At 65.3% G+C, this 12,741-nt stretch carries 12 protein-coding genes, 1 pseudogene and 1 riboswitch; of the genes and pseudogenes, 8 read left to right on the forward strand and 5 right to left on the reverse strand.

The window, feature by feature from the left end:
- Positions 1–82 precede the first annotated feature (82 nt).
- Positions 83–1,954: an MFS transporter gene (locus B2X67_RS06105; protein WP_286784944.1), complete on the forward strand. Its 1,872-nt coding sequence runs from the start codon at positions 83–85 to the stop codon at positions 1,952–1,954.
- Between the two features lie 487 nt (positions 1,955–2,441).
- On the opposite strand, the gene B2X67_RS06110 is transcribed toward B2X67_RS06105, so the two are convergent.
- From B2X67_RS06110 to B2X67_RS06125, 4 genes are all read right to left on the reverse strand, one after another.
- Positions 2,442–2,936 carry a SprT family zinc-dependent metalloprotease gene (locus tag B2X67_RS06110; protein ID WP_286784945.1) on the reverse strand — a complete coding sequence of 165 codons (495 nt, stop codon included), beginning with the start codon at positions 2,934–2,936 and terminating at the stop codon, positions 2,442–2,444.
- Positions 2,937–2,979: 43 nt separating this feature from the next.
- Complete coding sequence (locus B2X67_RS06115; protein ID WP_286784946.1) at positions 2,980–3,642, reverse strand: Yip1 family protein; 663 nt, start codon at positions 3,640–3,642, stop codon at positions 2,980–2,982.
- 167 nt (positions 3,643–3,809) lie between these two features.
- The gene (locus B2X67_RS06120) at positions 3,810–4,409 is read right to left on the reverse strand and encodes a Yip1 family protein (RefSeq protein ID WP_273231220.1); all 600 of its coding nucleotides are present in this window, start codon (positions 4,407–4,409) and stop codon (positions 3,810–3,812) included.
- Positions 4,410–4,565: 156 nt separating this feature from the next.
- Complete coding sequence (locus B2X67_RS06125; RefSeq protein ID WP_286784947.1) at positions 4,566–5,159, reverse strand: DNA-J related domain-containing protein; 594 nt, start codon at positions 5,157–5,159, stop codon at positions 4,566–4,568.
- A 121-nt stretch (positions 5,160–5,280) separates the two neighbouring features.
- Here B2X67_RS06125 and ttcA point away from each other — a divergent pair, with 121 nt between their 5' ends.
- From ttcA to B2X67_RS06150, 5 genes are all read left to right on the forward strand, one after another.
- The gene (gene ttcA, locus B2X67_RS06130) at positions 5,281–6,105 is read left to right on the forward strand and encodes a tRNA 2-thiocytidine(32) synthetase TtcA (RefSeq protein ID WP_273231225.1); all 825 of its coding nucleotides are present in this window, start codon (positions 5,281–5,283) and stop codon (positions 6,103–6,105) included.
- A 22-nt stretch (positions 6,106–6,127) separates the two neighbouring features.
- A complete protein-coding gene (locus B2X67_RS06135) occupies positions 6,128–6,622 on the forward strand; it encodes a hypothetical protein (RefSeq protein WP_273231228.1) in 495 nt (164 codons plus the stop codon).
- A gap of 15 nt (positions 6,623–6,637) precedes the next feature.
- Complete coding sequence (locus tag B2X67_RS06140) at positions 6,638–7,309, forward strand: DNA-3-methyladenine glycosylase I (protein ID WP_273231230.1); 672 nt, start codon at positions 6,638–6,640, stop codon at positions 7,307–7,309.
- A gap of 280 nt (positions 7,310–7,589) precedes the next feature.
- Positions 7,590–8,255 (forward strand): C40 family peptidase, encoded by a 666-nt coding sequence (locus B2X67_RS06145; protein WP_273231233.1) that lies wholly within the window; start codon positions 7,590–7,592, stop codon positions 8,253–8,255.
- A 77-nt stretch (positions 8,256–8,332) separates the two neighbouring features.
- Positions 8,333–8,860: a C40 family peptidase gene (locus B2X67_RS06150; protein ID WP_273231235.1), complete on the forward strand. Its 528-nt coding sequence runs from the start codon at positions 8,333–8,335 to the stop codon at positions 8,858–8,860.
- Between the two features lie 26 nt (positions 8,861–8,886).
- Here the strand turns inward: B2X67_RS06150 and B2X67_RS06155 are convergent, their stop codons facing one another.
- Positions 8,887–9,717 carry a metallophosphoesterase family protein gene (locus tag B2X67_RS06155; RefSeq protein ID WP_273231238.1) on the reverse strand — a complete coding sequence of 277 codons (831 nt, stop codon included), beginning with the start codon at positions 9,715–9,717 and terminating at the stop codon, positions 8,887–8,889.
- A 163-nt stretch (positions 9,718–9,880) separates the two neighbouring features.
- Positions 9,881–10,111: riboswitch (cobalamin riboswitch) on the forward strand.
- A 77-nt stretch (positions 10,112–10,188) separates the two neighbouring features.
- Between B2X67_RS06155 and btuB the strand changes: the two genes are divergently transcribed.
- A complete protein-coding gene (btuB, locus tag B2X67_RS06160) occupies positions 10,189–12,051 on the forward strand; it encodes a TonB-dependent vitamin B12 receptor (RefSeq protein ID WP_286784948.1) in 1,863 nt (620 codons plus the stop codon).
- 72 nt (positions 12,052–12,123) lie between these two features.
- Positions 12,124–12,741, forward strand: a pseudogene (locus tag B2X67_RS06165) (cobyrinate a,c-diamide synthase); the annotation flags it as partial.

Consider the following 12,741-nt stretch of genomic DNA (forward strand, 5'->3'; position numbering starts at 1 on the left):
TCGGCGCATTCGCCTAACCTCTGGGCCGCAACGGCATGCCCTCGACGACCAGGGCGTGCCATCCGGTTCAGGCGAGGGCTCAATGAAATCCAGATCGCAATTCGCGTTGCTCGGCACCCGGCGCTTCCTGCCGTTCTTCGTCACCCAGTTGCTCGGCGCCTTCAATGACAACGTCTTCAAGCAGTCGCTGATCCTCGCAATCCTCTACAAGCTCAGCCTGTCGGCCGACCCCGCGCTGCTGGTGAACATCTGCGCGCTGCTGTTCATCCTGCCGTTCTTCCTGTTCTCGGCCCTGGGCGGGCAGTTCGGCGAGAAGTTCGCCAAGGACGCGCTGATCCGCGCCATCAAGCTGGCGGAGATCGTCATCATGGCGATCGGTGCGGCCGGCTTCCTGCTCAACCTGTTGCCGCTGATGTTCCTCGCGCTGTTCGGCATGGGCGTCCACTCGGCGCTGTTCGGCCCGGTGAAGTATTCGATCCTGCCGCAGGCGCTGCGTGACGACGAACTGGTGGGTGGCAACGCGCTGGTGGAGATGGGCACCTTCCTGGCGATCCTCGGCGGCACCATCGGCGCCGGCGTGCTGATGTCCAGCGAGGGCTACGCGCAGTGGGTCGGCGCGGCGGTGGTGTCCGTCGCGGTGCTCGGCTACCTGAGCAGCCGCGGCATCCCGCGCGTGGCGGCGGCGCTGCCCGGCCTGGCGCTGGACTGGAACATCTTCCGCCAGTCCTGGCGCATCCTGCGCATGGGGCTCGGCCAGCGGCCCTCGGTGTCGCGTTCGCTGGTGGGCAACTCCTGGTTTTGGTTCCTCGGCGCGATCTATCTGACGCAGATCCCGACCTACGCCAAGAGCCTGCTGTACGGCGACGAAGGCGTGGTGACGCTGATCCTCACCGTGTTCTCGGTGGGTATCGCGCTGGGCTCCGCGCTGTGCGAGAAGCTCTCCGGGCACAAGGTGGAAATCGGCCTGGTGCCGTTCGGCTCGTTCGGCCTGAGCCTGTTCGGCATCCTCCTGTGGTGGCACTCCGGCGGCTTCCCGCAGGCCGCCGAGCCGCACACCTGGCTGCAGGTGCTGGGCGTGCCGCAGGCCTGGCTGATCCTCGGCGACGTGCTCGGCCTGGGCGTGTTCGGCGGCTTCTACATCGTGCCGCTGTATGCGCTGATCCAGTCGCGCACCCGCGAGGACGAGCGCGCGCGGGTGATCGCCGCGAACAACATTCTCAACGCGCTGCTGATGGTGCTCTCGGCGATCGTCTCGATCCTGCTGCTGACCGTCGCCGGGTTGTCGATTCCACAGCTGTTCCTCGTCGTCTCGCTGATGAACATCGCGGTCAACGCCTACATCTTCAAGATCGTGCCGGAGTTCGGCATGCGCTTCCTGATCTGGCTGCTCGGCCACTCGGTGTACCGCGTCGAGCACCGTGGCCTGGAGCGCATCCCGGAGGAGGGCGCGGCGCTGCTGGTGTGCAACCACGTGTCTTACGTCGATGTGCTACTCATCGGCGGCGCGGTGCGGCGGCCGGTGCGCTTCGTCATGTACTACAAGATCTACCGCATGCCGGTGCTCAACTTCGTGTTCCGCACCGCCGGCACCGTGCCCATCGCCGGGCGCAGCGAGGATCTGCTGATCTACGACGCCGCGTTCAAGCGCATCGCCGAGTACCTACGCAACGGCGAGCTGGTGTGCATCTTCCCCGAGGGCAAGCTGACCCTGGATGGCGAGATCGGCGAGTTCAAGGCCGGCGTGGAACGGGTGCTCGAAGAAAACCCGGTGCCGGTGATTCCGCTGGCGCTGCAAGGACTGTGGGGCAGCTTCTTCAGCCGTGATCCGCACAAGGGCATCTTCCGCCGGCTGTGGTCGCGGGTCGGCCTGGTGGCGGGCGAACCGCTGGCGCCGGATGCCGGAAGGGCGGTGATGCGGGAAAGGGTGGTGGAGTTGAGGGGGGAGTTGAGGTGATGCGGCGCGCAGCGTCGGGGCTCGTTCTTGGCTTGCAAGCCTGTTTGGAGTTTGGGTTTCGCCCCTGACGGGGCGCCGATAGATCGTAGGGTGGATGACGCTCTTTTCATCCACCGTTACACCGCCGGTGGATCGATGAAGCGCGATCCACCCTACGACTGGCTTCGATCTCTCAAACGGCACGGAATCCCCCTTTCAGGAGGCCGAGCATAGGCATTGCGCAGGGGGACGAGCGGCATGGATGCCGCGAGAGCTGCGCTGGGCCAGGGATGGCCCATCGCAGCGTGCCCCTGGAGCGGTGCCGGAGTGAGGGGAGTCTCGCGCAGCGAGACCCGGATGCAGGGGGCGCATTCTCTTGGGTTACTTTCTCTTGTGCGAGCAAGAGAAAGTGACTCGCCGTAAGGGCGAAACCCAGACGGTCAGTTACCTACACACGCTAAGTACATACGGATTTCCAGGGCCTCATCCGAGCCCCTAAATCCACCCCTCAACCCTCCCGCTTTTCCCCCGTAAAACTAAGCGTCCCCTTGCAGCGCCTGCACACATACCTCCGTCCCTTGCCCACCAGCGCATGACGCTGCGCCGAGAAGTCGAACTCCCCGTCCACGCACTTGCAGCGATAAACGAAGCAACTGCGTGGCCGGCGGGTGATCGCGTAGCTGTGGCAGCGGTTCGGCGGCAACTCGTAGACGCCCCGCATCACCAGTTGCCACTCCTCGCCATGCGCACGGATGCTCGGGCCGAAAACCTGATGCGCGATCAGATGGGCGACCTCGTGGGCGACGGTCTGGCGCAGGAAGTCCTCGCTGTTTTCCCGATACAGCTGCGGGTTGAAACGCAGCAGGTTTTCATCCAGATGGGCGACGCCCGCCTTTTGCCCACGCAGCTTCAGGCTGACTTCGGGGCGTGGAAAACTGCGTTTGAAAAAGGCCTCGGCGAGCTGGTAACAGGCTTCGACGCGGGCGTTCAGCTGGTGGGGCATAAGGCACTCCTGGAGAGTGCCATTATGCCAGAGGAGGGAGAAATCAAAGCCCTTTGGGCACCTCGTTCGGACGTTCCTGGACGGTCGGATAGGCCTGGTCCGGCGCGGTACGTTCGTAGGTCGGTTGCAGCATCAGCATCCAGAACAGGATCATGCTGACCAGCGTATGCACCAGCATCAGGATGCCGACGCCGAGCACCGAGGCGGAGAACAGCATGCCTTTCTCCCGCGGGATGCGCATGAACTTCGGCAGGCCGATGAACAGCAGGTAGGCCGAATACGCCGCGGCGATGGGCAGGACGATCACCGCCAGCCAGCGGCTCGGATAGAGCGCAGCGAGCCCGGCGAGGAACAGTGGGGTGACCATGTAGGCGACGAAGCCGATGCACTGGTTGAGCGTAGGGCGGGCGTCGAAGGTGCGGGTCATCCAGCGCACGAAGGCGCCCATCAGGAACACGCCGAACAGCGACGACAGATAGAGCAGAACGCTCAGTTGCAGGGCGCTGCTGCTGTCGAGGCGGACGGTCTCGTTTTCCACCAGGGTCCAGCCGGTGATGGTGGTGCCGACGAACAGGCAGATCGCCGGAATCAATGCGAGCAGGAACAGATGTCCCAGGTAGTGCGAGCTGTTGGCCTGCTCTTCGTTGCGAATCTCGACCCAGGCCCGGTCAGGATGGGTCATCAGCGATACGAAATGTGGAGTCATGGTGTTTCTCCTCAAACGTGTTGTTGTCCCCGTACCCAACGGGCCGGCTTAACCAGTAGACGTTTCGAGGAAAAGCAGGGTTCATCGATTGGCCGTTTACCCGGCGAACGGTATCGGCAAACGCGAAAGCCGCCCGTAGGCGGCTTGATAGGCGAGGATTAGACCTCTTAGTTGGTGTAGACAGGCCCCACACCGATGCTCCAGAAGATCACCGACAGCGCGATCATCGCCACCAGCAGGACGAGCCCCACCGCGAGCACCGAGCTGGAGAACAGGAAACCCTCGTCGCGCGAGATGCCCATGAAGGTCGGCAGACCGACGTAGAGCAGGTACGCCGTGTAGCAGACCGCCACCGTACCGACCGCCATCGCCAGCCAGAGGTTCGGATAGAGCGCGGCGAGCCCGCCGATGAACAGCGGTGTGGCGGTGTAGGCGGCGAACACCACGCACTGGGCGAGCGTCGGGCTCGCCGCGTAGGTACGCGACATCCAGTGAATGAAGGCGCCCATCACCGCGACCCCGGCGAGCATCGCCAGGTAGGACATCACGGTCATCTGCGCCGCGCTGGCCTCGGTCAGACGAACCGCTGGCTCGCCACCGTGACTCCAGCCGAACTGGCTGGTGCCTATATAGGCGGACACGGCGGGAATCGCGGCGAGTAACAGAACGTGGGTGAGGTACATGTGGCTGATGGATTCCTCCTCGCCACGGATTTCTTGCCATTCGCGATCGGGATGGGCGAAAAGCCCCCATACATGGTTGATCATGCCTGCATCTCCTCTTGTTATGGCGATCGCCACGGGAGTCGGCCAAATGGAGCGGTCGAAACGACTGAGGTCGATTCGGGTGCGATCGTATGTCGCAGTATAGGAGGGGCTGCAGCCCGCGCCTGCCGCGGGTTAGAGCAAATCCGCCTGTAACGCTCAGCGGTAATAGCGAGTCAGAATTTCCATCGCCAGGTTGATCGATTGCAGGCGCTCCGTGCTGCCGCCGCGATCCGGGTGGTGCAGGCTCACCAACTGCCGATAGCGCTGGCGGATGAGGGGGAGGTCCAGCGGCGCATCCCGGTCCAGCTCGAACAGCTCCAGCGCCGCGCGCTTCTCCTCGCCGCCGTGCATGCGCGTCCAGAAACTGGCGAGCAGCGCTTCCACGTCGCTTTCCCCGGTCTGCCGCAGCTGGTCGAGGTCCAGATAGTAGTCACGCAGCGAATCGTGCACGGCCAGCGCCTCCTCGCCGGCACGGTAGGGCAGCAACTGGATATGCAGCGCGCCGATCGCCAGGTGTGCGGATTTCTCCTGCCATAACCGGTCGCGCAGGCGGTAGAGCGCGTTGAACAGCAGGAAATGCGTACGGAACAGGACCAGCCGGTCGGTGAGCGGGAGGTGCGGAATGTGCGTGCAGTGGCGTTGCCTGAGCACCTGGATAAGCTGGTACTCGCCGCAGCCGTCCGGTATTTCGCCAAGCAGCAGGCGCAGGTGCTCGGCAAGGTCCAGCGCGGGGTCGAGTTCGGTGGGCATGCGCCGAGCTTAGCATTGGCCAGGCGTGCCGCTCTCTCGCCGGATATCCGGGTGGAGTAGGGCGGCGGCGGGTTTTGCGCTTAAAATGCGCGCCTTTCGCAACTTGCCGGACGTTTTCGCCATGGGCACCCTCTCGGTCAATCAGAACAAACTGCAGAAACGCCTGCGTCGCCAGGCCGGCGAAGCCATCGCCGACTTCAACATGATCGAGGACGGCGACAAGGTGATGGTCTGCCTGTCGGGCGGCAAGGACAGCTACACCATGCTCGACATCCTGCTTTATCTGCAGAAGGTTGCGCCGATCCGTTTCGAGATCGTCGCGGTGAACATGGACCAGAAGCAGCCGGGGTTCCCCGAGCACGTGCTGCCCGCCTACCTGGAGTCGATCGGCGTCGAGTACCACATCGTCGAGAAGGACACCTACTCGGTGGTGAAGGAGAAGATTCCCGAGGGCAAGACCACCTGCTCGCTGTGCTCGCGCCTGCGTCGCGGCACGCTGTACACCTTCGCCGACGAGATCGGCGCGACCAAGATGGCCCTCGGGCACCACCGCGACGACATCCTCGAGACCTTCTTCCTCAACATGTTCTACGGCGGCACGCTCAAGGCCATGCCGCCCAAGCTGCGCGCCGACGACGGCCGCAACGTGGTGATCCGCCCGCTGGCCTACTGCAGCGAGAAGGACATCGAGGCGTACTCGGTGCTCAAGGAATTTCCGATCATCCCGTGCAACCTGTGCGGCTCCCAGGAAAACCTGCAGCGCCAGGTGGTCAAGGACATGCTGCAGGAGTGGGAGCGCAAGTCGCCGGGGCGCACCGAAATCATGTTCCGCGCCTTGCAGAACGTGGTGCCCTCGCAACTCGCCGACCGCAATCTGTTCGACTTCACCAACCTGCGCATCGACGAGAGCGCCACGCCGCGCTTCCTCGATGTGATGAACCTGTAACGACTGTCCATGAGGAAAGAGCATGCGCACTGTGCTGGTGGTGCTGGGATGCCTGTTGCTGGCTGCCTGCGGCGGTTCCGCTGAAGAGGGACACCTGACCCTGAAGCTCGACGGCAAGCCGATGGCCTTCAACGAACGGCTGAAAGCGCAGATGGGCGGCGACCGGGAACATCTGGTGGTCGGCGGTCATCTCCCTGGCTCGATGGACAGCTATGACATCGAACTGTGGAGCCTGGGCAAGCGCATCGAGCCGGGCACCTATTCGCTACCGGCCGCCAAGCTGATCAGCCGCTACGCGATCCAGCAGTCCAAGGACGGCAAAAGCCGCGGCACGACGATCTGGTCGGCATTCCGCCCTGACGAGGATCACCTCAGCCTGACCATCGAATCGATCGACGACTGGGGCGTGAAGGGCCGTTTCAGCGGACGCATCCAGCTGCTCGGCGGCGACGGCACCGCGTTCATGGACGTCAGCGACGGCAGCTTCGCCGCTCCCTACGAGATGCAAAATCGCTAAGGCCGATGATTTCCGATGCGTGATTACAAATGGCTGCACGAGTACTGCCTGAACCGTTTCGGTTCGGCCAAGGCACTGGAGGCGCGCCTGCCACAGCCGCTGAGCGCTGCCCAGCTGCGCGCCCTCGGCGATGACCGTTATCTGTCGACGATCAGCCTGCGAATCTTCCGCGCCGGGCTCAAGCACAGCCTGGTGGACGCCAAGTGGCCGGCCTTCGAGCAGGTGTTCTTCGGCTTCGACCCGGAAAAGGTGGTGCTGATGGGCGCCGAGCACCTCGAGCGACTGATGCAGGACGCTCGGCTGATCCGCCACCTCGGCAAGCTCAAGAGCGTGCCACGCAACGCGCAGATGATCCTCGACGTGGCACGGGAAAAAGGCTCGTTCGGCGCGCTGATCGCCGATTGGCCGGAAAGCGATATCGTCGGCCTGTGGACCTACCTGAAGAAGCACGGCAACCAGCTCGGCGGGCTGTCGGCGCCGCGTTTCCTGCGGATGATCGGCAAGGACACCTTCATCCCCACCGACGACATGGTCGCCGCCCTCAAGGCTCAGGACGTGATCGACAAGGCGCCGACCAGCCAAAAGGACCTTGCCGCGGTGCAGGCCGCATTCAATGCCTGGCGCGAAGAGAGCGGTCGGCCGTTGTGTCAGCTGTCGGTAATGCTGGCGCACACCACCAATCACTGATCGCCGGGACAGATTGCCGCACCGTTCGTCGCCCCAAAAAACGTGATTCCACCAGCGAACGATTTAGCGTCACAAAAATGGCGCATGTCGCCAGCCCCATCACGGCGGCGTTGTATCCCATCTCGACGAAAACTGACGCTTCGCGGGCGACGGGAAGGTTCAGGCGCGGTTAGATGTTTCGTCGAAACTCTGACGTCACATTTGGTTCCATAAAATTTGCAAATGGGTTGTCCAGAAGGCATAGTCCGGCCGTCTTCAACTTTCCGACACGGCCGTGCCCATGCTTAAGCGCTTCGCACCCCTCGTGCCTTTGGCTCTGTTACTCGTAGTCACCGGTTGCGCCACCACCTCTTCAACTTCGCTGCAAACCGAGTCGAACCAGTCCCTGCCGGTTCACAGCCGCAGCTCCACCGCTGCCGAATCCATTTTCGCCAACGTCGATGTCGACGCTGACGACGAAGCCCGCGACGAGGTTGCCGAGCAACCCGCGCACTTCAGCTCGGACAAGTCCTACAAGCTGCCCGACCTCGCCGACAGCATCCTCGAGCGCGGCTTCCAACTGGTCGGCACGCCTTACCGCTTCGGTGGCCTGAGCGAAAAAACCGGCTTCGATTGCAGCGGCTTCGTTGGCTTCCTGTTCCGCGAAGAGGCGGGCATTCAACTGCCGCGCTCGACCCGCGAGCTGATCAACCTGGACGCGCCGCTGGTGGCGCGCAACGACCTCAAGCCGGGCGACATCATCCTCTTCAACAACCGTGGCCGTGGCCGCGTGTCCCACGCCGGCATCTACATCGGCGACGACCAGTTCATCCATTCCTCCAGCCGCCGCAGCGGTGGGGTTCGGGTCGACAGCCTGGACGATCGCTACTGGCGTTCCAGCTTCATGGAAGGCAAGCGCGTACTGGTCGCCCAGACTTCCCTGGCGAAGAGCAGCTACCGCCCCTGATCCCTTGCGCGGCCCGGGCTTGCGTCCGGGCCGGGCTGTCGGCAGAGTAGCCGCACTCAGGATAAGGATCGCCCGTCATGGCCTGTCCGGCTCGTCTCTCGCTCATATTCGTCGCCGCTCTACTGGGTGCCTGCGCCAGCAGCCCGCCGCCCTCGGCTCCCCAGCCGGTATTCGTCGATCCCACCGCACAGTTCTCGCCCTCGTCGGATGACGTGCTATTCCGCGCGCTCGGCCTCGTCGGCACGCCCTATCGCTACGGTGGCAATACGCCGGACAGCGGCTTCGACTGCAGCGGACTGATCGGCTTCGTCTATCGCGACGCCGCCGGCATCAAGCTGCCGCGCTCTACCGGAGAACTGGTCAACCTGCGCGCGCCCAGCGTGTCACGCGCTGCCTTGCAGCCGGGCGATCTGCTGTTCTTCGCCACTAGTGGCGGACGCACCGTCAGCCATGCCGGCATCTACGTGGGCGAGGGGCGCTTCGTGCATGCGCCGTCCAGCGGCGGCACGGTTCGCCTGGACAGGCTGGCCGATGCCTACTGGCAGCGCAGCTACCTGAGCGCCAAGCGTGTCCTCGACGGCGATCACCTCGCACGCAACCCCTGAGCCAACCCTCTACGCCGTGCCCGTGCTTACGCCTGCCGTGCGGCGCCGGGCACCGGCCATTCCAGATCGAAGTGCGAGCCGAGGACGAAGCGGCCATCGAGCCAGTCCCAGCGCTCCACGCACGCCTGCTTGCTGCCGGCCTTGCCGACGCGCAGCTTGTTGAAGGAGTTCGGCGAAGTCCCGCGCACCCGTGACGAGAGTGTGGTCCCGGCCTGCACCATCCAGATCTCCCGCGACAGCTGCGGATACTGCTTGCTCAGGGGCAGCACGTAGGGCAGGTGAATGTGCCCGCCCAGCACCAGGTCGAGCCCGGCCTCGGCCCAGCGGCTGAGCGCGTGGGAGGCGCCATGCTGCAGGTTGCTCAAGTCGCTGCTGACCATCGCGCCGAACGGCTGGTGCGCCACCACCATGCGCAGCTTGCCGGGGGCCGAGGTGCGCAGGTGCTGGCAGACGCGGCGCACCTGCTCCGTGGTCACCAGGCCGTCCTTGTGGCGACGTGGCGCGGTGGTGTTGAGCCCGATCACCAGCAGTTCGTCATTCTCGAACACCGGTTCCAGCTCCCGGCCGAAATGTCGCCGGTAATTGGCGTACGGCCTGAGGAAGCGTTCGATGACGTTGTACAGCGGGATGTCGTGATTGCCGGGAATCACCAGCGTGTCGGGGATACCGTGGCGTTCCAGGCGCTGGACGAAGGCCTGCGCGGCGGCGAACTGCTCGGGGCGGGCCCGCTGGGTGATGTCGCCGGAAAGAATCAGCAGGTCGGCGCCGTGTTCGCGCACGTGGTCTTCTAGCGCGGTCACCACTTCCGGCCGCTCGGTGCCGAAGTGGGTGTCGGAGATTTGTAGGATCGTCGTCATGGGCGAAACAGTACCTGCCTTGGCCTCGTTCGGGGGATGTAACAGAGGTTTCGATAGGCTCGCTGCGGAAAAAGTCCCTCCCGAAGCGAAATCCCGGTCGCCGAACACGCCGGTCGGGCGCTCCCGGGTGCCGGCGATTGACGCGTTCCGGCCCAGCCTCTACCCTTCGCGGCTTGCTTCAGGTGCCCCTCCGACCGACGTCGGCGGGGTGAAACAGGGAAGCCGGTGCGTCCTGCCTCGAACCCCGAGAAGGACCATTCCGGCGCTGCCCCCGCAACGGTAGGCGAGTCGTGCGACCGCGTTAACCACTGTGCTCTGCATGGGAAGGTGCGTTCGCCGGAACCCGAAGGTTCCTCTCGCAAGCCCGGAGACCGGCCTGTCGCAGTTCACGGCATCGCGGAGGGCGTTGCTGGGCGTATCTGCCGTTGTCCTGGCCGCTGCGTCGCTGCTCTCCGCTGCCTTTCCCTGCTTATGTCGTGCGGGTGGCACGGCGGAGACCATTCCTTGAAACGCAAGCCTTTCCTCAGGCCCGCGGCATTTTCGCTGCTGGGCTTTTCCTCGCTTTCCCTGGCCGTAGCGGCCGAACAGCCCCTGTTGCTCGACGAGCAGGTCAGCACCGCCACGCGCACCTCGCAGGAGGGCATCGCGGCGACCACGGTGATCGACCGCGAGCAGATCGAGCGCAGCCAGGCCACCTCGGTGCCCGAACTGCTGCGTCGCGTGCCCGGCGTCAGCCTGGTGAACAATGGCGGCCCCGGCAAGAGCACCTCGGTCAGCCTGCGCGGCAGCAACTCCAACCATGTGCTGGTGCTGATCGACGGCGTCCGCGTCGGTTCGGCGACCACCGGTGATGTCGCCTTCCAGAACCTGCCGGTCGAGCTGATCGAGCGCATCGAGGTGGTTCGCGGCCCGCGTTCGGGGCTGTATGGCTCGGACGCCATCGGCGGGGTGATCCAGATCTTCACCCGCAAAGGCAATGCGGACGGCGACGCCAAGCCATTCCTTTCCGCCGGCTACGGGACCCACGACAGCTACAGCGGCAGCGCCGGCGTTTCCGGTGGCGATCGCGACGGCTGGTACAACCTGGGCGTCAGCAGCAACGCCACCGACGGCATCAGCGCGCGCTCCGCCACGGCCGGCTACGAGCCCGACGCCGACGGTTACCGCGAACTGGCCGGCAGCTTCAGCGGGGGCTATCGCTTCGCCAACGGCCTGGAGCTGGACGGCAACCTGCTGCAGTCGAACTCGCACAACGACTACGATTCCGGCACCCGCGCCAACGCCGACGGCGTGCAGAAGGTCGCCGGCGTCCGCGCCCGCTATCGTCCCCTGGAGCCGTGGCTGATGACCCTGCAGGCCGGCCGCAGCGAGGACAAGAACGACACCTACTCCGGCTCCACCTTCAACACCCGCATCGACACCCGCCGCGACAGCTTCAGCTGGCAGAACGACTTCAGCGTCGCCAGCGGCCAACTGCTCTCGCTCGGCTACGACCACCTGCACGACGAGGTGAACGGCACCACCGCCTTCCGCGAGGATTCGCGCGACAACGACGGGCTGTTCGGCCAGTACCTGGCCAGCTTCGGGCGCAACGAGTGGCAGCTCAGCCTGCGCCGCGACCGCAACGAGCAATTCGGCAACCACACCACCGGCAACCTCGGTTGGGCGTTCGCGCTGAGCGATGCGCTGCGCTTCACCAGCAGCTACGGCACCGCGTTCAAGGCGCCGACCTTCAACCAGTTCTATCACCCGGTGAACGGCAACCCGGACCTCGATGCGGAGAAATCGCGCAACCTCGAATTCGGCCTGGAAGGGCAACACGCCTGGGGCACCTGGTCGGTGAACGCCTTCTACGACGAGATCGACAACCTCATCGCCTACTTCAACGCCGGCAACGGGCTGCGCGCCTACAACATCGACGAAGCGGTGATCCGCGGCGTGGAACTCAGCCTGGCCGGCGACTGGCGCGGCTGGGACTGGTCGACCAACGCCACCTTCCAGGACCCGCAGAACCGTTCCGACCGCGCCAATCAGGGCGACCTGCTGCCGCGCCGCGCCGAGCAACTGTTCAACCTGGACCTGGATCGCCGCTTCGGTCGCTTCGGCGCCGGCGCGTCGCTGCATGCCGAGGGGCGCCGCTGGGACAACGCGGCCAACACCACCGACCTGCACGGCTTCGCCACCGTCGATCTGCGCGGCGAGTACTGGCTGAACCCGGAGTGGCGCTTGCAGGCGAAGGTCACCAACCTGCTCGGCGCCGAGTACGAGACGGCCGCCACCTACAACCAGCCGGGGCAGGCGGTATACCTCGCGGTGCGCTACCAGGCGCTCTAGGACGGTGATGATGAGCGGCCATCGCGATCCCGCCCCGACGCCTCGTGCGCCCTCGACGTGGAGTCCCCGCCCGTGAGCGAAACCCGCCCGTGTCCCGCCCTGCTGATCGCCGCGCCCGCCTCCGGGCAGGGCAAGACCACCGTCACCGCCGCCCTGGCGCGCCTGCATGCGCGCCAGGGACGGCGCGTGCGGGTGTTCAAGTGCGGCCCGGATTTCCTCGATCCGATGATCCTCGAGCGGGCCAGCGGCCAGCCGGTCTACCAGTTGGACCTGTGGATGGTCGGCGAGGCGGAGTGCCGCCGGCAGCTGTGGCAGGCCGCGCAGGAAGCCGACCTGATCCTCGTCGAGGGCGTGATGGGCTTGTTCGACGGTACGCCGTCCGCCGCCGACCTGGCGCGCACCTTCGGCCTTCCGGTGCTGGCGGTGATCGATGCCGCGGCGATGGCGCAGACCTTCGCCGCCGTCGCCCACGGCCTGGCCACCTTCCGGGCCGACCTGCCGTTCTCCGGCGTGCTCGCCAACCGCGTCGGCAGCGCGCGTCATGCCGAGCTGCTGCGCGCCAGCCTGCCCGCCACGCGGCGCTGGTACGGCGCCTTGCCGCGCGCCGTCGGCATCGAGCTGCCCAGCCGCCACCTGGGGCTGGTGCAGGCGGAGGAACTGCTCGATCTCGACGAGCGCCTGGACAGCGCC

This window comes from Pseudomonas sp. UBA3153, from assembly GCF_002364635.1.
Taxonomy (GTDB): Bacteria; Pseudomonadota; Gammaproteobacteria; order Pseudomonadales; family Pseudomonadaceae; genus Pseudomonas_O; species Pseudomonas_O kuykendallii.